Annotated in this window: 18 protein-coding genes and 1 pseudogene; 6 read left to right on the top strand and 13 right to left on the bottom strand. The window is 71.3% G+C overall.

Annotation, left to right across the window (positions count from 1 at the left end):
* Positions 1-190: 190 nt before the first annotated feature.
* Together OG524_RS26765 and OG524_RS26760 are read right to left on the bottom strand one after the other, a co-directional pair.
* Positions 191-1762 carry a PucR family transcriptional regulator gene (locus tag OG524_RS26765; protein ID WP_405811798.1) on the bottom strand — a complete coding sequence of 524 codons (1572 nt, stop codon included), beginning with the start codon at positions 1760-1762 and terminating at the stop codon, positions 191-193.
* Positions 1763-1860: 98 nt separating this feature from the next.
* Positions 1861-4221 carry an ATP/GTP-binding protein gene (locus OG524_RS26760; RefSeq protein ID WP_405388318.1) on the bottom strand — a complete coding sequence of 787 codons (2361 nt, stop codon included), beginning with the start codon at positions 4219-4221 and terminating at the stop codon, positions 1861-1863.
* Positions 4222-4466: 245 nt separating this feature from the next.
* Between OG524_RS26760 and gabT the strand changes: the two genes are divergently transcribed.
* Positions 4467-5807, top strand: a complete 1341-nt coding sequence (gabT, locus tag OG524_RS26755) for a 4-aminobutyrate--2-oxoglutarate transaminase (protein ID WP_405811797.1) — start codon at positions 4467-4469, stop codon at positions 5805-5807.
* Positions 5808-6271: 464 nt separating this feature from the next.
* Entirely contained in the window at positions 6272-6868 is a 597-nt protein-coding gene (locus OG524_RS26750; RefSeq protein ID WP_405811796.1) for a phosphatase PAP2 family protein, read from the top strand.
* Here OG524_RS26750 and OG524_RS26745 read toward each other — a convergent pair.
* The 8 genes from OG524_RS26745 to OG524_RS26710 form a co-directional block, all read right to left on the bottom strand.
* The gene (locus OG524_RS26745) at positions 6853-8676 is read right to left on the bottom strand and encodes a chitinase (RefSeq protein ID WP_405811795.1); all 1824 of its coding nucleotides are present in this window, start codon (positions 8674-8676) and stop codon (positions 6853-6855) included. The genes OG524_RS26750 and OG524_RS26745 overlap by 16 nt on opposite strands.
* An 86-nt stretch (positions 8677-8762) precedes the next feature.
* Positions 8763-9233, bottom strand: coding sequence for a hypothetical protein (locus OG524_RS26740; protein ID WP_405811794.1), 471 nt, complete (start codon positions 9231-9233; stop codon positions 8763-8765).
* 172 nt (positions 9234-9405) lie between these two features.
* On the bottom strand, positions 9406-10821 hold the full coding sequence (locus OG524_RS26735) for an NAD(P)/FAD-dependent oxidoreductase (RefSeq protein WP_405811793.1): 1416 nt from the start codon (positions 10819-10821) through the stop codon (positions 9406-9408).
* A 23-nt stretch (positions 10822-10844) separates the two neighbouring features.
* Positions 10845-11648: an ABC transporter permease gene (locus OG524_RS26730; RefSeq protein ID WP_384501026.1), complete on the bottom strand. Its 804-nt coding sequence runs from the start codon at positions 11646-11648 to the stop codon at positions 10845-10847.
* Entirely contained in the window at positions 11648-12571 is a 924-nt protein-coding gene (locus OG524_RS26725) for an ABC transporter permease (RefSeq protein ID WP_405388325.1), read from the bottom strand. Before OG524_RS26725 ends, OG524_RS26730 begins: the two co-directional genes overlap by 1 nt.
* The gene (locus OG524_RS26720) at positions 12568-13719 is read right to left on the bottom strand and encodes an ABC transporter ATP-binding protein (RefSeq protein WP_405388326.1); all 1152 of its coding nucleotides are present in this window, start codon (positions 13717-13719) and stop codon (positions 12568-12570) included. Before OG524_RS26720 ends, OG524_RS26725 begins: the two co-directional genes overlap by 4 nt.
* Positions 13720-13846: 127 nt before the next feature.
* On the bottom strand, positions 13847-15097 hold the full coding sequence (locus OG524_RS26715) for a spermidine/putrescine ABC transporter substrate-binding protein (protein WP_405388328.1): 1251 nt from the start codon (positions 15095-15097) through the stop codon (positions 13847-13849).
* Between the two features lie 45 nt (positions 15098-15142).
* Complete coding sequence (locus tag OG524_RS26710) at positions 15143-16657, bottom strand: gamma-aminobutyraldehyde dehydrogenase (RefSeq protein ID WP_405388330.1); 1515 nt, start codon at positions 16655-16657, stop codon at positions 15143-15145.
* A 219-nt stretch (positions 16658-16876) separates the two neighbouring features.
* Here OG524_RS26710 and OG524_RS26705 point away from each other — a divergent pair, with 219 nt between their 5' ends.
* A complete protein-coding gene (locus OG524_RS26705) occupies positions 16877-17416 on the top strand; it encodes an NADAR family protein (RefSeq protein ID WP_405388331.1) in 540 nt (179 codons plus the stop codon).
* A gap of 67 nt (positions 17417-17483) precedes the next feature.
* Here the strand turns inward: OG524_RS26705 and OG524_RS26700 are convergent, their stop codons facing one another.
* Positions 17484-18188, bottom strand: coding sequence for a DUF4190 domain-containing protein (locus tag OG524_RS26700; protein ID WP_405388332.1), 705 nt, complete (start codon positions 18186-18188; stop codon positions 17484-17486).
* A 118-nt stretch (positions 18189-18306) separates the two neighbouring features.
* On the opposite strand from OG524_RS26700, the gene OG524_RS26695 reads away from it, so the two are divergent.
* Genes OG524_RS26695 through OG524_RS26685 form a run of 3 tightly spaced genes read left to right on the top strand, consistent with a single transcriptional unit; the run spans position 18307 to position 20935 of the window.
* Positions 18307-19344: an adenosine deaminase gene (locus OG524_RS26695; protein WP_405811792.1), complete on the top strand. Its 1038-nt coding sequence runs from the start codon at positions 18307-18309 to the stop codon at positions 19342-19344.
* Positions 19345-19365: 21 nt separating this feature from the next.
* Positions 19366-20070 (top strand): glycerophosphodiester phosphodiesterase, encoded by a 705-nt coding sequence (locus tag OG524_RS26690; RefSeq protein WP_405388334.1) that lies wholly within the window; start codon positions 19366-19368, stop codon positions 20068-20070.
* Positions 20071-20083: 13 nt separating this feature from the next.
* Positions 20084-20935, top strand: coding sequence for an SAM-dependent methyltransferase (locus OG524_RS26685; RefSeq protein ID WP_405811791.1), 852 nt, complete (start codon positions 20084-20086; stop codon positions 20933-20935).
* 165 nt (positions 20936-21100) lie between these two features.
* Here the strand turns inward: OG524_RS26685 and OG524_RS26680 are convergent, their stop codons facing one another.
* Positions 21101-21622: a hypothetical protein gene (locus tag OG524_RS26680; RefSeq protein WP_405811790.1), complete on the bottom strand. Its 522-nt coding sequence runs from the start codon at positions 21620-21622 to the stop codon at positions 21101-21103.
* Positions 21623-21719: 97 nt separating this feature from the next.
* Positions 21720-22798, bottom strand: a pseudogene (locus OG524_RS26675) (extracellular solute-binding protein).
* Positions 22799-22825 lie beyond the last annotated feature (27 nt).

Raw genomic sequence — 22825 nt, 5'->3', positions numbered from 1 at the left:
CGTCAGCCGGAGCCCAGGTTTCATCCGTCGGGGCCCGGGGGTCGTCCGTCCCGGCCCGGGGCCCGTCAGCCGGAGCCCAGGATTCATCCGTCGGGGCCCGGGGGTCGTCCGTCCCGGCCCGGGGGTCGTCCGCCGGGGCCCGGGGGTCGTCCGCCGGGGCCCGGGGGTCGTCCGCCGGGGCCCGGGTGGTTCACGGTGTGCCTGAGGAGGCCGCAGTCGTCTTCAGGGCGAGCCACAGCTCCATCCGGACGTCCGGGTCGTCCAGGGACCGGCCCAGGATCTCCTCCACCCGGCGCATCCGGTAGCGCAGGGTGTGGCGGTGGACGCCCAGGTCCGCTGCGGCCGCGTCCCACTGGCCGTGCCGGGAGAGCCAGGCGCGCAGCGACGCGACCAGGTCGCCGCGGCCCTTCGCGTCGTGTTCGTTCAGGGGCCGCAGTATCCCGTCGGCGAAGGCCCGTACGGCGTCGTCGGCGAGGAGCGGCAGGACCGAGCCCGCCGCGAGCTCCTCGTGCTCGACCAGGGCCCTGCCCCGCCGGCGGGCGACGGAGAGGGCCTGCTCGGCCTGCTTGTACGCGGCGGCCACGGCGATCGGGCCCGACGGGGCGGACAGGCCAACGACCACGTCGCCGTCGTCGTTGCCCGGCTCGCGCGCCGGGCGGTCCTCCTGCGCCAGGGCGTACGCCGCGCTGGCCGCGACCGCCGCACCGCCGTCCGCGGCCAGCACCACGATCCGTTCGCCCTCGGGCACCAGCAGCAGCGTCTCGCCGGACCGGGCCGCCGCGGCCTCCATCGTCTCGGCGAGCAGCTCGGGGACGGCCGGCTCGGGCGCCTCCGCGATCAGCAGCCGGAAGGGGGCGTCGAGCAGATCCCCGTACAGGTCCCCGGCGACGGCCCGGGCGTGGTCGGACTGCCCGGCCAGCAGCATCCGCAGGACCGCCGCGCCGAGGCGCTGCTCGGCGCCCTGGAGTGCGCGGGAGCGGGCCGTGGTCAGGGTCAGCAGGGCCACCGCCGAGTGCACCGCGTACCGTTCGGCCGTGCCCAGTGCCGCCCCCGTGCCGACGGCCAGCGCGCCGCGGGCGCGGCGGCCGGTGCCCAGGGACTGGAGCTCGACCCGGTCGTCGGCGTCGCCGACGACGACGCTGGCCGGGGCGGGGCGGTCGCGCAGACGTTCCACGTCGGGGGTGAGCCGGGCGGCGCGGCGGGCCGCCCAGTCGGGTGCGGCGGCGACGACGGCGCCCGAGGTGTCGTACAGCGCGGCCCAGCCGTCGACGTGCGCGGCGAGGCGGGTGAGGAGTTCGGCGGGACCGTCCCCGGCGAGTGCGGCCCGGGTCAGCTCGCGCTGGGCCTCGAAACCGGCGGTGACGGCCCGGTACTGGTCGGCGGCGATCGCCGCGGACACCGCCTTGCTGATGGCCAGGAACGGCGTACGCCGGGGCACTTCGAGGAGCGGCAGGCCGGCTTCCTCGGCCGCGTCGACCAGGGCCGGCGGGATGTCCTCGTAGGTGACGCCGACGGCGAAGCCGAGCCCGGCGACTCCGGCGCCCACCAGCCGCCGCACGTACCGGCGCATCGTGGCGGGGTCCTCGGCGTCGAGGTTGGTCGCGGTGACGAGGAGCAGCTCACCGCCCTCCATGTACGGGACGGGGTCGGCGAGCTCGCTGGCGTGCGCCCAGCGGACCGGTGTGCCGAGCCGGTCCGCGCCCGCCCGGACGGTGAGCTTGAGCACCGAGTGCTGGACGAGCGAGGCGAGAGTGGGGGGCATGGGACAGCCGGACCTCTGGGAGTCGATTGCGCCGTCCCGTACAGACGGCCGCAGGCGATTCTGCCAGGGCGGCAGGGTCCTCGTCACCGGCCCGGGGGTCAGCCGCCCAGCTCGACCAGCAGCGGGGGCGCGTGCTCGCCGTCCACCGTCGTCAGCGAGAGCACGGCGTGTCCGGCGGGCAGCGAGTACGCAAGCTCGGAGGCCGACCAACGCTCCCGTTCGACGCGCCGCACGGTCACGGCGTCCCTGGTCACGGCCTTGCCGGTGACGAGTTTACGCAGGCCGTGCAGGGCGCGGGTGAACGGCTGGTCCGCGAAGACCGCGTGCTGGGCGACCTCCCGGGTCTCCACCCACTCCTTGCCCCAGACCTCCGCGAAGCGCTTCCCGTCCCAGGTGGTGACTCCGGAGAAGGCCATGCAGCAGCCGACCGCGCCGAGCAGCGCGGTGTGCAGGCTCTCGGGCACGTCGTCGACGGTACGCAGGGTGAGGACGGCGCCCGCGTTGACGGAGCGCAGTCGCCGGACACCCCGGACCGTCTCGGCGGTGACGGTGTGCGTGGCGTCGTCCAGGACCAGGCAGACGAAGAGCGACCGGTCGGTGCGGGCGGCGGCGATCGCGGTGAACTGGGCGAGGACGAGCCGGGCCAGCAGCCGGGACGCCTCGGCGTGCGCGCGTTCGGGGAGGTCGATCCTGACCCGCAGGGGCAGGTGTTCCAGGGACCGCAGCGAGAAGGGGCGGGCCTGCGGCCCGGTGGCGAAGAACGACGCGAAGGCGGGGCGGTCGAGCAGCGCGATCCGGTCGGCGAGCACGGATCCGGGGTCGCCTGACCCGCCCTTCTGCCGGGTGCGTGCCTCCAGTTCGCGGAGCATCGCCTGGTGGGCGCCCGCTCCGAGGGCCTCCCGCAGCTCGTCGATCGCGTCCTGGTCGCCGTCGAGGAGCTCGCGGAGCGCGGGCACCCCGGGAAAGTGGCCGTGGACCGCGCGGTAGGGGCCGAGCAGCTGGGCGAGCACGGTGGCGGCACGCCTGCTGTCCAGGTTGGTCACATCGCCGACGAGCCCCTCCGCGAGCACGCCCGCGGCCTCGTCGGGGTCGGTCGTGCCGCCGTACAGGTCGAAGTCGTGCACGGAGGCCGGGTCGCCGATCCGCACCACGACGTCGTACGCGTCGTCGGGGCCGAGCTGTCCCCCGGTACCGCCGACGGCGAGCACTGCCGCCCGCCCGGCGAGGGCCTGGAGGGCGAGGGACTCGACGACCGGCCGCACCAGCCGGTCGGACTTGCCGGCCCCCGGCGGTCCGACCGCCAGCAGAGAGGTGCCGAGCAGGGCGGGTTCCAGCGCGACGCCCGAACCGCGGCGGGCGTACGGGTTGTGCGGGTCCTCGGCGCAGCCGCCGATGCGGACCTGGCCGGTGAGCAGGTCGTGGCGGGCGGTGCGCCGCGGCAGGTCGCGGGCGCCGGACGGGTGCAGAGCGGCGGCGCCGCCGGTGCGGAGCACCGCCTCGGTGAGCGCCGCCAGCCGGTCGGGGTGCGCCCGGCCCACGGTCCAGGCATGGCGCAGGCGCGCGACGTCGACGTCGTTCATCCGGCCGGTGCGCACCTCGGCGGTGAGGGCTTCGGCGGCGTCGGTCTGCCCTGCCGCGCGAAGTTCCGGCCACTGTTCGGGGGTGGCTGCCTCCGGGGCCGCGGACGGGGCCGGCGGGGCGGCGGAGCGGCCCTTGAGGCGGTCGCCGGTCAGCTCGCGCCAGCGGCCGAGGCGGGCGAACGGCCAGAGCACTCCGAGGGCGATCAGTGTGTAGATCACGTTGACCACGGTCTGGCTCTGGAAGACCTCGCCGCCCGCGACCGAGGCGACGAGGATCAGCACCGGCCTGACGACCGGCACGGCGTCCTTCCAGACGAGGAACTGGGCGAGCGCGCCGGCGGCGGCCGTCGCCAGGGCGAGGAAGGGCTGCCCGCGTACGGCGACATGGCGCCGGAAGATCTCGGACCAGTTTCCCAGGCGTCCGCACCCGTAGACGAGGAGACCGAAGAGGACGGCCTCGTAGACCGTGAGGGCGTCGGAGCCCTCGATCGTCCTGGGGCCGCCGAACGTACCCGCGTACCACCAGTCCCCCGGGGTGAAGAGCTTCAGCGGCACGAGGCGGTAGGGGATGTAGCCGTTGCGCCACAGAGACCACAGGAGCAGCCCGCAGAGCGCGGAGATCAGCACGCCCACCAGCAGGGAGCGGTCGGACACCCCTTCGGGCTTCTCCGGCGGGCGCGGGGTGTGTCCGTACCGCCAGACGCCGGGTTCCCTTACGGGGCGCGGGGTGCGCAGCCATTCCGCCAGGCTCGGGCCGGGCGCCGGGGCGTGCCCGGGGGGCGGTGCCGCCGGACGTGGCGGTGCGGACGGCGGTGGTCCCGCCGGGCGGGGCACCGCCGCGCCCGTGCCGCGTGCCTCGTACATGCCTTCGGTGTCCATGAACCGCCGCCCCCTGACCAGCCAGGTCCCGCCTTCTGCACCGGCCAATCTAGTGCCAGGACAGGGGGAGTTCAGCAATGCGGCCGGATGGCGTCGGTGGCGGCCGTGCGGTGTCGTCGTCCGGTCATCTGTCCGTGGCGGACAAGGACACGCCCCCACCACTCCCGATCGGAGCATGCCCGCGGCCCGTACCCGCCCCTAGCCTGCAGAAAGAGAAGCGTCCGAAACACCCCCAGGAGCCCCGCATGTCCGACATTCCGCAGGAGCGCCGCCTCGTCACCGCCATTCCCGGCCCGAAGTCGGTGGAGCTGCAGGCTCGCCGTGTCGCGGCGGTCGCCGCGGGCGTGGGTTCCACGCTGCCGGTGTTCACCGCCCGGGCGGGCGGCGGGATCATCGAGGACGTGGACGGCAACCGGCTGATCGACTTCGGTTCCGGTATCGCCGTGACGTCGGTGGGCGCCTCGGCCGAGGCGGTCGTGCGCCGCGCCTCGGCGCAGCTCGCCGACTTCACCCACACCTGTTTCATGGTCACGCCGTACGAGGGGTACGTCGAGGTCTGCGAGCAGCTCGCGGAGCTGACGCCGGGCGACCACCCGAAGAAGTCGGCGCTGTTCAACTCGGGCGCCGAGGCCGTCGAGAACGCCGTGAAGATCGCCCGCGCCTGGACCAAGCGGACCGCGGTCGTCGTGTTCGACCACGGCTACCACGGCCGCACGAACCTGACGATGGCGCTGACGGCGAAGAACATGCCGTACAAGCAGGGCTTCGGTCCGTTCGCGCCGGAGGTCTACCGCGTCCCGGTGGCGTACGGCTACCGCTGGCCGACCGGTGCCGAGAACGCCGGTGCCGAGGCGTCCGCGCAGGCCATCGACGAGATCACCAAGCAGATCGGCGCGGACAACGTCGCCGCGATCATCATCGAGCCGGTCCTCGGCGAGGGCGGGTTCATCGAGCCGGCCAAGGGCTTCCTGCCGGCGATCGCGCAGTTCGCGAAGGACAACGGCATCGTCTTCGTCGCGGACGAGATCCAGTCCGGCTTCTGCCGCACCGGCCAGTGGTTCGCCTGCGAGGACGAGGGCATCGTCCCGGACCTGATCACCACGGCGAAGGGCATCGCGGGCGGTCTGCCGCTCTCCGCGGTGACCGGCCGCGCCGAGATCATGGACGCCGCGCACTCCGGCGGCCTCGGTGGCACGTACGGCGGCAACCCGGTGGCGTGCGCGGGCGCGCTCGGTGCCATCGAGACGATGCGCGAGCTGGACCTGAACGGGAAGGCCAGGCGCATCGAGGAGGTCATGAAGGGCCGCCTCGCCGAGCTCCGGGCGAAGCTCCCGAACGGCGACATCATCGGTGACATCCGCGGCCGTGGCGCGATGATCGCGATCGAGCTGGTGAAGTCCGGCACCAAGGACCCCGACGCGGCCGCCGCGGGGGCACTGGCCAAGGCCTGCCACGCGGAGGGCCTGTTGGTGCTGACCTGCGGCACGTACGGCAACGTCCTGCGTTTCCTGCCGCCGCTGGTCATCGGCGAGGACCTGCTGAACGAGGGTCTGGACATCATCGAGGGGGCCTTCGCCCGGATCTGATCCGGGCGGGCGGGGCGGGACCGGGTCGGCGCGGTCGCGGGCCGGGGCCGGTCGTGGGCCGTGGGCCGGCGCGAGGCCGGTCGTGGGCCGGCGCGGGGCCGGTCGTGGGCCGTTTTCGGCGGCAATGACCGGCACCCCGGTGAGGGCCTGTGAAGAAGGTGTGCGGGGGCAATGGCGGGTTACCGTGGGCGCTGTCGGACCACCCTTCCCCTGACGTACGGTTTCCGCAGATGAGAGAAACACCCCGCTCGCAGGAGACTGCGAGCGATGCCGGGCCGGGGCTCCCCCCGCACCGACCCGGCCGTGCCCTTGCGCACACCGCTGGAGCTTCGGGCTCCGGAACTCCTCACCGATCGGATGGCCGCTCGCCCCACACCCCCCGGGGCGCGCGGCAAACCGATCCGACCGGCCACCCCGGAACAATCCCCCCTGTTCCCCGGTGGCCGGTTCTTCTCGTTCTCCAGGTGTCGGCGCTGCTGGCGGTCTTCGCGGTGGTCACCTGGCAGGTCGTGGCCGACGGCCCCCTGCTCGGCCCCGACGAGCGCCTCGGGCTGGAGCTGGCCGGGCGCGGGCCGGCCCGGCTCACCGACCTCTTCGCCGATCTCGGCAACATGGAGGTCGCCGTTCCGGTGCTGGCGTGCGCGGTCCTCTTCGCGTGGTTCCGCGGTGCCCGCCGGGCGGCGCTGTACGCCGTCGCGGCCATGGCGGCCGTACCCGCGCTGGTCGTGCCACTCAAGCTGTGGACGGACCGGCAGGGCCCGCTGACGGAGGCCACCGGCTACTACCCCTCGGGCCACACGGCCACGGCGGCGGTGGCGTACGGGGCGGCGGCCCTGCTGCTCGCGCCGTACGGGGTGCGGCGGTCATGGATGATGCTCGTCGCCGCCGTCCTGCTCACGGCGACGACGAGCACCGGTCTGGTGCTGCGCGGCTACCACTGGCCGCTGGACGTGCTCGCCGGCTGGTGCCTGGGCGCGGTACTGGTGCTCGCCCTGCGAGCGGCACTGCGGGCGGTCAGGTCCGGCCGTAGTGGTGCCGCGGGCGGTCAGCTGCCGAAGTAGGCGTCGAAGTTCTTCGAGAACTCCCAGTTGTTGAAGCGGTCCCAGTTGATGGACCAGGTCATCAGCCCGCGGAGCCCGGACCAGGTGCCGTGGGTCTGGTACGCGCCACAGTCGGTCTTCTTCGTGAGGCAGTTCAGCGCCTTGGTGACCTCGGCGGGCGAGGTGTGACCGTTGCCCGCCTGGGTGGAGGCCGGGAGGCCGAAGGCGACCTGCTCGGGGCGCAGCGCCGGGAAGACCTTGGCCTGGTCCCCGGCCACGGGGAAGCCGGTGAGCAGCATGTCGGTCATGGCGATGTGGAAGTCGGCGCCGCCCATGGAGTGGTACTGGTTGTCCAGGCCCATGATGGACCCCGAGTTGTAGTCCTGGACGTGCAGCAGGGTGAGGTCGTCGCGCAGTGCGTGGATGACCGGCAGGTAGGCGCCGGCGCGCGGGTCCTGGCCGCCCCAGGGGCCCGAGCCGTAGTACTGGTAGCCGAGCTGTACGAAGAAGGTCTCGGGGGCCATGGTGAGGACGAAGCCGTCGCCGTACTTGGCCTTGAGGGTCTTCACCGCGGAGATCAGATTGACGATGACGGGGGTCGTCGGGCTGCGGAAGTCGGTGTCCCCGGTGTTCAGCGAGAGCGAGTGGCCCTCGAAGTCGATGTCCAGGCCGTCGAGTCCGTAGGTGTCGATGATCTTGCTGACGGAGGAGACGAAGGTGTCGCGAGCGGCGGTGGAGGCGAGCTGCACCTGTCCGTTCTGGCCGCCGATGGAGATCAGCACCTTCTTGCCGGCGGCCTGCTTGGCCTTGACTGCGGCCTTGAACTCCGCCTCGGTCTCCACGCCCGGGCACTCGGCGGCGGGGCAGAGCGAGAAGCGGATGTCGCCGGAGGTGACGGACGTCGGCTCGCCGAAGGCGAGGTTGATGACGTCCCACGAGTCGGGCACGTCCGCCATCCGCGTGTAGCCGGAGCCGTTGGCGAAGCTGGAGTGCAGGTAGCCGACGAGGGCGTGGGCCGGGAGGCCCCCGTCGGTGCCACCGCCGCCCGCGGTCGTGGTGGCACCGACGGCGGCGGACCTGGCGGACTCCCCCGCGGCGTTGGCCGCGGTCACCTGGAAGCTGTACGCGGTGGACGCGGCCAGTCCCGTCACGGTCGCCGAGGTGCCGGTGGTGTCGAGGACCTTCGTACCGTTGCGGTAGACGTGGTAGCCGGTCGCTCCGGAGGACGCCGTCCAGGACAGCGGGACCGAGGACGAGGTGGCCGTCCCGGCGCGCAGCCCGGTGGGCGCTGCGGGCACGACGACGGGATCGCCGCCGGGACCGGTCAGGGTGAGGTCGTCGGCGTAGTAGGCCGGAGTGCCGTACCAGCCGTGGGTGTAGACGGTCACGGAGGTGGTGGCCGGCCCGGTGCGGAACGTGGTGGTGAGCTGCTTGTACGCACCGGCGGACTGGGTCCAGGCCGAGACGTCGGTGGTGCCGGTGCCGGAGGCGCCGAGGTAGACGTAACTGCCCTGCACCCACGCGCTCAGCGTGTACGCGGAGTCGGGCTTCACCGTCACGGTCTGGGAGCACCTGGCGTTGTCGCTGCCGGCCGGGGTCGCCTTCAGCGCCGACGTACCACTGTGCACGGGCGTGGTGACGGCGGCTCCGCTTCCGCCCGTACAGCTCCAGCCGTCGAGTCCGGCCTCGAAGCCGCCGTTGCGCGCGAGGTCGGCGTCGGCCGCACCGGCGGCCGGCGCCGAGGCGACCAGTCCGCCGACGGCGAGCAGGGCAGCCGAGAAGGCGGCCAGAAGTCCGGAAAATCGGACGGGTGGTCCGGTGCGTTCCACAACAGCCTCCGTACAGGGGGGAATTGAGTGGGGCCGCGCACAACATGGTCCAGACCAATGCGGTTGTCAAGACCTCTGGCAGTACGTCACCCCTCACCTCCCCCGGCGTCATGGGCTCCGCGGGCGGCCGCGGCCTCGTGCATCGCGAGCTCCAGGAGGGCCGGGTCGGTGAGGGTCCCCGACCCGTCCGGCTGGATCACCCAGCGCACCCCGCCGACCGTGCGGCCCGGGTCGGGGATGACGATCCAGGTGCCCGGACCCGCACCGCGGACACCCGCGCCGAGCCAACGCGCCGCCGTACCCGGCGGCACGAAGAAGCCCATGCGGGAATCCCCGAAATCGGCGAGCACCGGTCCGGGCCGGTCGACGAGCCGGGTGAGCACGTCGAGCGTCGGATAGCCCAGCTCGCCCGGAAGGATCAGTACGTCCCAGCGCTTTCCGGCGGGAAGGAGCGCGATCCCCTGGGGACTGCGCTCCCACTCCCACCTGCGCGCGTCCGGATCCGGTGCGACCGATACCAGCCATTCGACTGCGGCTTTCGCCCCCGTGGCGGTCATGGACTGCCTCTCCTTCCCCGTGGGCACCGACGGGGTTCCGCCGGTGCGTTCACGGGGGAGAGAGGGATTGGCCCGGATCATGACGCGGCTTCGGCTACTCATCGGCAGTGAGCTGGGTCACGCCGTCACGGCTGCTCAGGGACCGAGAACCAGGCCGCCCCGTCGTCCCTGCTCAGCTGTCGAAACCGAGCCCCATCCGGTCCATGGCGCGCAGCCACAGGTTGCGGTGCCCGCCGTGGCTGTCCGCACGGGCGAGCGACCGCTTGGTGAGTTCGATCCCCGTCCAGGCGAACGGCTCGGGCGGGAACGGCATCGGTTTCGAGCGGACCATTCCGAGAGCGGTGCGTCCCGTCTCCTCACCGGAGAGCAGGTCGAGCATCACGTCCGCCCCGAATCGGGTGGCTCCGACGCCCAGTCCGGTGTATCCGGCGGCATAGGCGACCCGCCCGCGAAAGGCTGTTCCGAAGAATGCGGAAAAGCGGGAACAGGTGTCGATCGCACCGCCCCAGGCATGACTGAAACGCACTCCGGAAAGCTGCGGAAAACACTCGAAGAACTGCCCGGCGAGTTTCAGGAACGTCTCCGGACGCTGGTCGAGCGTGGAATCAAGACGCCCGCCGTAGGGGTAGATCGCGTCGTATCCGCCCCACAGGATCCGGTTGTCCGAGGAGATCCGGAAATAGTGGAACTGATTCGCGCTGTCGCCCAGGCCCTGGCGATTTCCCCAGCCGATCGAGGCGAGCTGTTCCACGTTCAGGGGTTCGGTCATCAGCGCGTAGTCGTACACCGGGACGGTGTACGGGCGCACCCGCTTGACCAGCGACGGGAAGATGTTCGTCCCGAGGGCCACATCGCGGGCGAAGACCCTGCCGTAGGGGGTGCGCACCGCCATGCCCGCGCCCGACCGGGCGAGTTCCAGGGCCCGGGTGTGCTCGAAGATCCGCACGCCCAGGCTCAGGCAGGCCCGCTTCAGCCCCCAGGCGAGCTTCGCGGGGTGCAGCATGGCGACCCCTCGCCGGTCCCACAGGCCGCCCAGGAAGGTCGGTGAGTCGACCTGGGCGCGGACCTGGTCCCGGTCCAGGAACTCCACCCCCGAAAAGCCGAGCTCCTGGGTCCGGCGGTGCCATTCCCGCAGCTCGTCGAGCTGGTGCGGCTCGGTGGCCACATCGATCTCGCCGGTCCGCTCGAAGTCGCAGTCGATGGAGTAGCGGGCGACGGCCGCCTCGATGGCGTCGAGGTTCCGGCCGCCCAGCTCCTCCAGTTCCCCGATCTCCTCCGGCCAGCGTTCCAGTCCGTTGGCCAGGCCATGGGTCAGCGAGGCGGCGCAGAATCCGCCGTTGCGGCCCGAGGCGGCCCAGCCCACCTCGTGTCCCTCGACGAGCACGACATCGCGCCCAAGGTCCCGTTCCTTGGCGAGCAGCGCGGTCCACAGTCCGCTGTAGCCGCCGCCGACGACGAGGAGGTCGCACCGTTCGTCGCCGGTGAGCGCGGGGAGCGCTCCGGGCTTTCCCGGGTCGTCGAGCCAGTAGGAGAGGGGGCGTGCGTCGGAGAGTGAATGTGCGGCAGTACGCATGGCGTCCGGGGCCATGGTTTCCAACTCCTTAGAGGTGCCTATTTTCCTGCTCTGCTCTTCCGCCGGTTCGCTATGAGCTGGCCGAGGAGCACCACCGCCACGGCGAGGACGAACATGGCCGTCCCGATGACGTTGATCTGTACGGGTGTTCCGCGCTGCGCCGATCCCCAGACGAACATGGGGAACGTGACCGTGGAACCCGCGTTGAAATTGGTGATGATGAAGTCGTCGAAGGAGAGCGCGAAGGCGAGCAGCGCTCCTGCGGCGATTCCGGGGGCGGCGATGGGCAGGGTCACCCGGAGGAAGGTCTGCACGGGCCCGGCGTAGAGATCGCGGGCCGCCTCCTCCAGCCTCGGGTCCATCGACATCACACGCGCCTTGACCGCCGTCACCACGAAGCTGAGGCAGAACATGATGTGTGCGATCAGCACGGTCCAGAAGCCGAGCTCGGCGCCCATGTTGAGGAAGAGCGTGAGCAGCGAGGCGGCCATGACGACCTCGGGCATCGCCATCGGGAGGAAGATCAGCGAGTTGATCGCGCCGCGCGCCCGGAAGCGGTAGCGGACCAGCGCGAAGGCGATCATCGTGCCGAGTGCCGTCGCGCCGAGCGTCGCCCAGAAGGCGATCCGCAGCGAGAGCGAGAGCGAGCCGCAGAGGTCGGCGACGCCGCAGGGGTCCTTCCAGGCGTCCAGCGAGAAGCGCTGCCAGGCGTAGTTGAAGCGCCCGTTCGGCTTGTTGAAGGAGAACACCATCACGACGACGTTGGGCAGGATCATGTAGGCGAGGGTCAGCAGACCCGCGATCACGACCAGGTTCCGGCGAAGCAGGCGAAGTACGGCCATCAGACCAGGTCCTCCGTCCCGGAGCGGCGGATGTAGACGGTGACCACGAGCAGGACGACCGCCATGAGGATGAACGAGAGGGCGGCCGCGGTCGGGTAGTCCAGGACGCGCAGGAACTGCGTCTGGATGACGCTGCCGACCATCTTGGTGTCGGTGGAGCCGAGCAGTTCCGCGTTGACGTAGTCGCCGCTGGCCGGGATGAAGGTCAGCAGGGTGCCGGAGACCACCCCGGGCATGGACAGCGGGAACGTCACCTTGCGGAAGGTGGTGGTGGGGGTGGCGTACAGGTCGCCCGCCGCCTCGTGCAGCCGGCCGTCGATCCGCTCCAGCGAGGTGTAGAGCGGCAGGATCATGAACGGCAGGAAGTTGTACGTCAGACCGCAGACGACGGCCAGCGGGGTGGCCAGGACCCGGTTGTTCTCGGTCCAGCCGAGCCAGCTGGTGACGTCCAGGACGTGCAGGGTGTCCAGCACGTCGACGACCGCGCCGCCGTCCGCGAGGATCGTCTTCCAGGCGAGCGTCCGGATCAGGAAGCTGGTGAAGAACGGCGCGATGACCAGCACGAGCACCAGGTTGCGCCAGCGGCCGGCCTTGAAGGCGATCAGGTACGCGAGCGGATAGCCGAGCAGCAGGCACAGGAGCGTGGCGGAGCCGGCGTAGAGCAGGGAGCGGACGAACTGCGGGTAGTAGTCGGCGAAGGCGTCCCAGTACGTCCGGAAGTGCCAGGTGACCTCGAAACCCTTCTCCAGGGATCCGGTCTGCACGGAGGTCGACGCCTGGTAGACCATCGGCAGCGCGAAGAAGACGAGCAGCCACAGGATTCCGGGGAGCAGCAGCCAGTACGGGACGAGCCGCCTGCGGGTGGACCGCTTGCGGACCACCGGTTCGGTGGCCGGCGCCGGTGGCGCGTCGGTGACGCTCACGCGGCGTCCTCCACGCTCTCCACACCGGCGTCCATCGGCTGGTCGGCGTCCAGGCCGAAGGTGTGGGCCGGGTTCCAGTGCAGGACGACCTCGGCGCCCGGGACGAGCCGGGTGTCCCTCTCGATGTTCTGCTCGTACACCTGCAGCGCCTTGCCCGCGGGGCTCTCCACGACGTACTGGGTGGAGACGCCGATGAAGCTGGAGTCGATGATCCTTCCGGTGACGCGGTTACGGCCGTCGGGTATGGACTCCGCCTCGTCGGCGTGGGCGAGGGAGATCTTCTCGGGACGGACGCCGAGGAGCAGCTTGCCGCCGGTCGTCACCTCGGCGGGACATCGCCCGGCGGGCAGCCGTACCGTTCCGCCGCCGGCGGCGGCGACGATGTCGGTGGCCGCCGAGACGACGTCGCCCTCGATGAGGTTGGAGGTTCCCAGGAAGTTCGCCACGAAGGTGGTCCGCGGGTTCTCGTAGAGGTCGGCGGGGGCGCCGAGCTGTTCGACCCGGCCGCCGTTCATCACCGCGACGGTGTCGGCCATGGTCATGGCCTCCTCCTGGTCGTGGGTGACATGGATGAAGGTGATGCCGACCTCGGTCTGGATCCGTTTGAGTTCGAGCTGCATCTGGCGGCGCAGCTTGAGGTCCAGGGCGCCGAGGGGCTCGTCCAGGAGGAGGACCTGGGGGTGGTTGATGAGGGCGCGGGCCACGGCCACGCGCTGCTGCTGGCCGCCGGAGAGCTGGTGCGGTTTGCGGTGGGCGAAGTCGCCGAGCTGGACGAGCTCCAGCATCTCGCCGACCTGCTTCTTCACGGACTTGATGCCGCGGCGGCGCAGCCCGAAGGCGATGTTCTCGGTGACGTCGAGGTGCGGGAAGAGCGCGTAGCTCTGGAAGACGGTGTTGACGGGCCGTTTGTACGGGGGCAGGTCCGTGATGTCCGTGCCGCCGAGCGAGACCGTGCCGGTGGTGGCCTCCTCCAGGCCCGCGATCATCCGCAGGGTGGTGGTCTTGCCGCAGCCGGACGCGCCGAGCAGGGCGAAGAAGGAGCCCTGCGGGACGGTCAGGTCGAGTGGCTGCACGGCGGTGAAGGAGCCGTAGGTCTTGCTGATCCCGGTGAGTCGGACGTCGCCGCCCGCTGTCTGCCGCTGTGTCATGGGTCGCAGTCCCAGTGGTGTCGGGGGAGTTCGGGAGGAAGGGGGGGGACGGGCCGAATCGGCGCCGTGGAGCGTACGGGCAGATCGGGCGCCGATGAAGGGACGGGCCGCTCAGGGACCGGCCCGGTCAGGCGCCGATCAGCTTGGCGAACTTCTCCTCGTACGCCGTCTCTTCCTCGGCGCTGAGCGAGCGGAAGGAGCGCGACTTCGCGGCCATCTCCTTGTCCGGGAGGATCAGTGTGTTGGAGGCCATCGACTCGTCGATCTTCGCGAGTTCCGCGGCGACCCCGTCCACCGGACAGACGTAGTTGATGTACGCGGCGAGCTGGGCGGCGACCGGGGGCTCGTAGTAGTAGTCCATGAGCTTCTCGGCGTTGGTCTTGTGCCGGGCCCTGGCCGGGACCAGCATGTTGTCGCTCGACGTGATGTAGCCGGCGGCCGGGATCGTGAACTTGATGTCCGGGTTGTCGGCCTGGAGCTGGATGATGTCGCCGGCCCAGGCGACGCAGGCCGCGATGTCGCCCTTGCTGAGGTCCGCGGTGTAGTCGTTGCCGGTGAAGCGGCGTATCTGTTTCTTGTCGACGCCCTTCTGGATCCGGCCTATCGCCGCGTCGTAGTCGGCGTCGGTGAACGAGCCGGGGTCCTTGCCCATGTCGAGGAGGGTCATGCCGACCGAGTCGCGCATCTCGGAGAGGAAGGAGACCTTGCCCTTGAGCTTCGGGTCGTCGAGCAGCTGGGTGACGGAGTCGACCTTCCGGCCGCCGGTCGCCTTCTCGTTGTAGGCGATGACGGTGGGTATGCCGGTCCAGGGATAGGAGTAGGCGCGTCCCGGGTCCCAGTCCGGGCTGCGGAACTGTGCCGAGAGGTTGGCGAACGCGTGCGGCAGGTTCGCCGGGTCGAGCTTCTGCGCCCAGCCGAGCCGGATGATGCGCGCGGCGAGCCAGTCGGTGACGATGATCAGGTCGCGGCCGGTGTCCTGTCCCGCGGCGAGCTGCGGTTTGATCTTCCCGAAGAACTCGACGTTGTCGTTGATGTCCTCGGTGTACTTGACCGTGATCCCGGTGCGTTTCGTGAACGCCTCCAGGGTCGGACGGCTCTTCTCGTCCTCACCGACGTCCATGTACTCGGTCCAGTTGGAGAAGGTGATCCGTTTCTCCTGGGCCGAGTGGTCGTCCGAGGCCGCAGCGGCGCCCCCTTCCCGCTTCGCGGGCGGGATGCCGCACGCGCTCAGCGTGCCGAGGCCGCCGAGCGCCAGCGCGCCCATGCCCGAAGCACGGAGAAGTGAACGGCGGGTGAGGGCACCCCTGCCGCCTGCCAGGCTGCGCCTCATGGCCGCCAGCTGTGGCGCGGAGAGGCTCTCGGCCTCGTACTCCTGCATACGCGTTGCCCTTTCGGGTGGGTGGGGCCGCCGGGTGGCGGCCTGCTATCGGTCCCCGAAGACGGTGCGGTGCCAGTCCTTCGCGGCCACCGCGGTGTTGTCGTACATGACGTGCTTGACCTGTGTGTACTCATCGAACGAGTACGACGACATGTCCTTACCGAAGCCGCTGGCCTTGTATCCGCCGTGCGGCATCTCGCTGATGATCGGGATGTGGTCGTTGATCCACACGCAGCCCGCCCTCAGCTCACGGGTGGCGCGGTTCGCCCGGTACAGGTCGCGGCTCCAGGCGGAGGCGGCGAGCCCGTAGGGGGTGTCGTTGGCGAGGCGGATTCCCTCGTCGTCGGTGTCGAAGGGCAGGACGACCAGGACCGGGCCGAAGATCTCCGAGGTCACGATCTCGCTGTCCTGGGCGGCGCCCGTGATCAGGGTCGGCCGGTAGTACGCCCCCTCCGCGAGGTCGCCGCCGGGGGCCTCGCCGCCGGTGACGACGGTGGCGTACGCCCGGGCACGCTCGACGAACCCCGCGACCCGGTCGCGCTGCTGACGGCTGATCAGCGGGCCGAGGTCGGTGGACGGGTCGAAGGGGTCGCCGAGCCGTACGGTCTCCATGAGTCCGGCGACGCCCGCGACGAAGGCGTCGTACAGCGGCCGCTGCACATAGGCGCGGGTGGCGGCCGTGCAGTCCTGGCCGGTGTTGATGAGGGCTCCGGCGACCGCCCCGTTGACCGCGGCGTCGAGGTCGGCGTCGTCGAACACGAGGAACGGCGCCTTGCCGCCGAGTTCCAGGTGGAGGCGCTTGACGGTGGTGGCGGCGATCTCGGCGACCCGCCTGCCGACCGCGGTCGAGCCGGTGAAGGAGGTCATCACGACGTCCAGGTGGCCGACGAGGTGTTCGCCGGCGTCCCTGCCCGCCCCGGAGACGATGTTGATCACGCCGTCGGGGATGCCCGCCTCCGTGGCGGCCTGCGCGAACATGAGCGAGGTCAGCGGGGTGATCTCGGCGGGCTTCAGCACGACGGTGTTGCCCGCGGCGACGGCCGGCAGGATCTTCCAGGCCGCCATCTGGAGCGGGTAGTTCCAGGGCGCGATGGAGCCGACGACCCCGAGGGGCTCACGGCGTACGTAGGAGGTGTGGTCGCCGCTGTACTCGCCGGCCGACTTCCCTTCCAGGTGGCGGGCGGCGCCCGCGAAGAACGCGGTGTTGTCGACGGTGCCGGGCACGTCGAACTCGGTGGAGAGCTTGACCGGCTTGCCGCACTGCAGGGATTCGGCGTACGCGAAGTCCTCGGCCTGCGCGGCGAGTACGGCGGCGAAGCGGTGCAGCAGTTCGGACCGCTCGGCGGGAGTGGCGCCGGACCAGCCGGGGAACGCCCCACGGGCCGCGGCGACGGCCGCGTCCACCTCGTCGGTTCCGGCCAGTTCGTAGCGGTACACGGTCTCGCCCGTGGCGGGGTTCACCACCTCCTGGTGGCGCCCCGACGTGCCGGGCCGCAGCCGTCCGCCGATGTACTGCGCACCGCCGGCGAAGCGGTCCTGCATCTGGAAGCCGTTACCCATGACGCTCTCCTGGGCCGTCCCCGCAGAACGGGAGCGGCGTAGCTTCTTCTTGAATTGAGTGCCGATCCTGACAGAGAGGACCTCCACCAACAAGTGATTCCGTTGTTTCCTTTTGGTTACGCGACGGAATCTGTCGACGATGTGTCGCGCGGTTGCGGAAATCCCCGTACGGACTGTCAGTGGTGGATGCCAGACTCGGCTGTCATGGAGCAGAGTTGCATGGACGGCCTTCTCGCTCGGGCGGCACGCGGCGAGAGCGTGAAGTACCTGGCGTTCTGGGGGCATCGGCCCCGTCCGGACGGCCGGCTCGGTGAGAGCTGTCTCAGCCAGTGGTGGCCGGCGCCGTTCACGGTGGATTCGGTGACCTACGCGTCGGCCGAGCACTGGATGATGGCCGGCAAGGCCCGCCTCTTCGGTGACGCGGAGGCCGAGGCGCAGGCCGTGGCCGCGAGCAGCCCGGCGGCGGCGAAGAAGGTGGGCCGGCTGGTCCGGAACTTCGACGACGGCGTGTGGATACGTGAGCGGTTCGGCCTGGTGGTGGCGGGCAGCGTGCACAAGTTCGGGCAGGACCCCGCGCTGCGGGCGTACCTGCTGGGCACGGGGGAACGGGTGCTCGTCGAGGCGAGCCCGATGGACCGGATCTGGGGCATCGGGCTGGCGAAGGACGATCCGCGGACCGGGGACCCGGCGGCCTGGCGGGGGCTGAATCTGCTGGGCTTCGCGCTCATGGAGGCGCGTTCACGGCTGCGCGCGCGGTGAGACGGCGCGTGGCGGGGTCCGGGACGCGTGGTCCCTGACCCCGCCACGAGTGGCGGTTCTCCTCCGGTCAGCGCGTGGCGCCGACGACCAGCGAGGTGGGGTACGGGTCGTAGGAGTCGTCGAAGTCGTCGCTCTCGGCGTTCGTGGCCGCCCAGATGATGAAGCCGAGGATCACCGAGCCGAGGACCACACCGACGGAGCCGAGGATGATCCCGGCGATCGCCATGCCCCGGTTGGTGGCCTCACCGCGCTTGGCACGGCCGAGGCCGATGATGCCGAAGATCAGCGCGAGGATCCCGAGGATGATGTTGACCCCGTAGAGGCAGAAGCCGACCACCGCGACGATGCCGAGCACCATCGCGGCGGTCCCGAGGCCGTTCGCGGGCGCCGGGCCGCCCCAGGCGGGCTGGCCGCCGTAGCCGGGGTATCCCGGGTAGCCGCCGTACGGGGCCGCGGGCGGGGTGGGCGCGGGGTAGCCGTACTGGCCGGCGGGCGGCGCAACGGGTCCGTTCGGCATCATGGTGTGGCCGGGGCCGTTCGGCGCGACGGGCGGCGGCGGTATGTCGGCCTGCGGCGGGCCGAATCCTCCGGCCGCACTCGGTATCGGTCCGCGGCCCGGGTCGGCGCTGGGCATGGACGTGACCGTCTGCTGGTCGTGCACGGTCGGCGGACGGGCCTCGGACTGCTTGCCGAGGTCCACCCTGCTGTCCGGCGGCGCCCACGGATCGCGTGGCGCGGCCCCGCCCCCGGGCTGCTGCGTGTTGTCTGACATGGGCCTCCCCCATCGTGGTCCCGCCATGCTACGGCCCGCCTCCGGGCCGCCGGGCCCCGCCTACGATGATCGGTGCAGCCGGTGTGCCCGGCCGATATCAGAGATCCGGGAGAATCCGATGAACGACCTGCACCCCTTCATCGCGGGGCTGCCCAAGGCCGAGCTCCACGTCCACCACGTCGGTTCGGCCTCGCCCCGCATCGTGGCGGAACTGGCTGCCCACCACCCAGACTCCAAGGTCCCCACGGACCCGGAGGCGCTGTCGGACTTCTTCACCTTCACCGACTTCGGCCACTTCATCGACGTCTACCTCTCGGTCGTGGACCTGGTCCGCACCCCCGAGGACGTCCGGCTGCTGACGTTCGAGGTGGCCCGGGACATGGCGCGGCAGAACATCCGCTACGCGGAGCTGACCATCACCCCGTTCAGCTCGACCCGCCGGGGCATCCCCGAACAGGGCTTCATGGAGGCGATCGAGGACGCCCGAAAGGCTGCCGAGGCGGAGCTGGGCGTCGTCCTGCGCTGGTGCTTCGACATCCCGGGCGAGGCCGGTCTCGAAGCCGCCGAGGAGACCACCCGGCTCGCGGTCGGCCTGCGGCCCGAGGGGCTCGTCTCCTTCGGTCTCGGCGGACCCGAGATCGGCGTGGGCCGCCCGCAGTTCAAGCCGTATTTCGACCGGGCGATCGCCGAGGGTCTGCACTCCGTCCCGCACGCCGGGGAGACCACGGGCCCGCAGACCGTCTGGGACGCGCTGACCGTGCTGCGCGCCGAGCGCATCGGCCACGGCACGAGCTCCGTCCAGGACCCGAGGCTGCTGGCACACCTCGCCGAGCACCGCATCGCGCTGGAGGTGTGCCCAACGTCGAACATCGCCACCCGCGCCGTCGCCGACATCGAACAGCACCCGTTGAAGGAGATGGTGGAGGCAGGCGTCCTCGTCACCGTCAACAGCGACGACCCGCCCATGTTCGGTACCGACCTCAACAACGAGTACGCGGTGGCCGCACGGCTGCTCGGCCTCGACGAGCGCGGTCTGGCCGGCCTCGCGAAGAACGCCGTCGAGGCGTCGTTCCTCGACGCGGCGGGGAAGCGGACACTGGCCGCCGAGATCGACACGTACACGACGAACTGGCTGGAGGCTCCCCCCGCCGGGTGACCCCGTGGTCACAATGGACCCATGGCCCTCACCGTCACCGCCGTGGCCCACCGCGGCGATCCGTACCGTGCCCGCGAGAACACGCTCCCCTCGATCCGGTCCGCCGTGGATCGGGGGGCGGACGCGGTCGAGATCGACGTCCGGGTCACCCGTGACAAGGTGCCCGTCCTGCTCCACGACTCCACCCTGGAACGCCTGTGGGGCCATGACGTCCGCCTGGACCGGGTCGATCACCGGGAGCTGGTGGAGATGACCGGCGGCGGGATCCCCACCCTGCGTGAGGCCCTGGCCGCCGCCGGTGCCCACCGGCTCATGATCGACCTGCCGGGCTCGACGGACGCGTCCGTACGGGCGGTCACGGGCGTGGTCCGCGAGTGCGGGGCGGACGGGCGCGTGTACTACTGCGCGGACACGGACGCGATGCTGCGGGTGCGCGCGGCGGACCCGTCCGCCGAGATCGCGCTGACCTGGACGACACTCGCCCCGCCCCGGCCCGTCCTGCTCGACGCGGTGCGGCCGCACTGGCTGAACTACCGGTTCGGCCTGGTGAGCCGCGAGCTGACGGACCGTATCCACCGGGACGGTCTGCTGGTCTCCGCCTGGACGGCCGACACCGGACGCACCATGCGCCGGCTGGTCGCGTACGGCGTCGACTCGATCACCACCAACCGGATCGACACCCTGCGCGCCCAGTTGGCCAAGTCGCCGTCCCGCGCCACCTCTTGATCGGTCCGGCATCATGGGTGCCGCATCACGCGTGACGCACCGGACCGGCACCAGAGGAGCAGACGTGACCGACCCCCGCACGGCACCCGCCCGAATCCGTTCCGACATCGCCCACAACGCCCGGGTGTGGAACTACTGGCTGGGCGGCCGGGACAACTACCCCGTGGACCGCGTGGTCGGCGACCGGGTCACCGGCATGTATCCCAGCATCGGCGAAGTGGCCCGCGCCGACCGTGCGTTCCTCGGCCGGGTGGTGCAGCATCTGGCCGGGGACGTCGGCATCGGCCAGTTCCTGGACATAGGAACCGGTCTGCCGACCGCGGACAACACCCATGAGGTCGCCCAGCACACGGCGCCCGACGCCCGCGTCGTCTATGTCGACAACGACCCGACCGTGCTCGCGCACGCGCGCGCCCTGCTCACCAGCTCGCCCGAGGGAGCCACCGAATACCTCGACGCGGACGCCCGCGACCCGGAGCGCATCCTGCGGGCCGCGGCGCGGACCCTGGACCTGCGGCGCCCGGTCGCGGTGATGATGCTCGGCATCCTCAACTTCGTCCTGGACACGGACGAGGCACGGTCCGTCGTGGACGGGCTGATGGGCGCGCTGCCGTCCGGCAGCCACCTGGTGCTCACCCACCCCACGCTGGAACTGGGCGGCGAGGGCAACGAGGCCGCGATGAGCTTCTGGAACAAGAACGCAACCCCGCCGATCACCGCCCGCAGCCGGTCCGAGTTCGCCTCGTTCCTCGACGGCCTCGACCTCCTGGACCCGGGCATCGTGTCGTGCGCGCACTGGCGCCCCGACGGCGGCCCCCGGCCCGCTCCGGTGGCCCAGTTCGGCGCGGTGGGCCGGAAACCCTGATGCGGGTGCCGGGGAACCGGTGGGTCCGGGGAACCGGTGGGTCCGGGGAACCGGTGGATGCCGCGCCGGTCCGGGCCGTCGATGCCGGTGTGACGCTGCCGGGGCGGGCCGCCGTCTCCATGCCGTTCGCGGCGCCCCGCTCGGCCGCCCCGCCGGCCGGACGAGTCAGGCCGGCACCGGGACGGGCTCCACCCGCACCGCTTCCAGTCGCTTGATCATGCGGTGGACGAGCAACAGCGGGATGACGCCGAAGACCCCGAAGGACATGTCGATGACGGTCCACCAGAAGGGGATGTCCCGGATCGGCCCGCAGATGAGGGCCAGCGGGATGATCCCGGCGCAGGCGATCATGCCGAATTCGATGACCCAGATGTTGCGGACCGGATCGCGGTAGGGGCCGTAGAAGGCGACGGCGATGACCAGGTGGGCGAAGGCCAGCCAGTCGGTGCCGTAGAGCACGAAGGGGTGGTTCGCGTCGGCCTCGTCGAGACCGGTCCGGACCCTGGTGATCCACTCCATCAGCGCCGGGAAGTGCTCGGGGACGGGTGAGACGGGGGACTGCAACAGGTCCTCCGCCCAGCGGAGTTCGTGCACCAGCGGGAAGGCGGTCAGACCGCTCAGCACCAGGCAGACGATGAAGACGACCAACCACACGCGTATGCGCCGCAAGAGGGCTCGCTCGCTCATGTCCGCAGCGTACGCCCATCATGAACACGTTCAAAAGTGGGGGGTGGCGCCGCGCCCGACGGCCTGCCGGGACACTCGCCTCCGGCCCTTCGGCGGCTCAGAGGCCGACGATGGAGTTCCACTCGTCGGCGAAGCCGGTGCGCTCCTTTGAGGTGACGTCCCGGGCGATGGCCAGCCGTCGGCGCATCGCGTCGTCCGGAAGATCAGCGGGTCCTCGGGGAGCGCGGCAGTCTCCTCGTCCTTCGAGGAGGCCTCGATCTCCCGGGCCGCCGGGAGATCCTGGCAGACGTAGTTGACCCAGGCGGCCGGCTCGGCGGCGGCCTCCGGCTCGTAGTAGTGGTCGACGAGCCGCTCCGCGTTGCGTCCGTGGCGGGCCAGGTTGGGGATCACGAGCGATTCCGCCCGGAGTTCGGCACCCTCCTCGGGCGCCACGAACTCGATGCGGGGTTGTCGGCCTGCGGCTGGATGACGTCCCCCGAGTACGCCTGGCAGGCGAGCACATCGCCGTCGGCCAGGTCCTTGATGTAGTCGTTTCCGGTGAGGCGGCGGATGTGCCCGGAGCTCACGTGCTTCTCCACCTGATCGAACATCTCGTGGAAGTCGTCGGCGGTCCACCGGGTGACGTCGGCCCCGTTGCCCTGCATGAGCAGTGCGAACGCCTCGCCGAGCCAGGACAGGAGTGTGACCCGGCCGCGCAGGTCGTCCGCCCGGAGCTCGCCCGTGTGTGGATCTCCCGGCCGAGCCTCGCGCGGCTGTAGGCGATGCCGGACTGCCACGGCACGCTGCACAGCCGCCCCTCGTCGAAGGCGGGCGGACGCAGCTGCGGGTCCAGGTACCTGGCGACGTCGGGCTGCCGCGACCGGTCCATCTCCTGCACCCGGCCCAGCCGTACGAACCGGGCGGCCATCCAGTCGCTGACGACGACGAGGTCCCGGCCGGTCTGCTGGTGGTTCATCAGCGCGTGGCAGATCTTCCCGAAGAACTCGTCGTTGTCGTTGATCTCCTCGGCGTACGTGACGGAGATCCCGGTCCTCCGCGGGGAGCGTCGAGCGTGGGCCGCCTGGACTCGTCGGCGGTGTCGATGTAGAGCGGCCAGTTGGCGAAGTGCAGCGAGCGGTCACCGGCCGAGCCGTCGGGGCCGGAGCGGTCCCCCGGTTCCACATACGCGGCGGGCACCCCGCAGCCGGCCAGGGCGGCACCGGC

The organism is Streptomyces sp. NBC_01520 (assembly GCF_045040375.1).
Classification (GTDB): Bacteria; Actinomycetota; Actinomycetes; order Streptomycetales; family Streptomycetaceae; genus Streptomyces.
The sequence above is the reverse complement of the archived record's forward strand: the minus strand, read 5'-3'. Positions and strand labels throughout refer to the sequence as shown.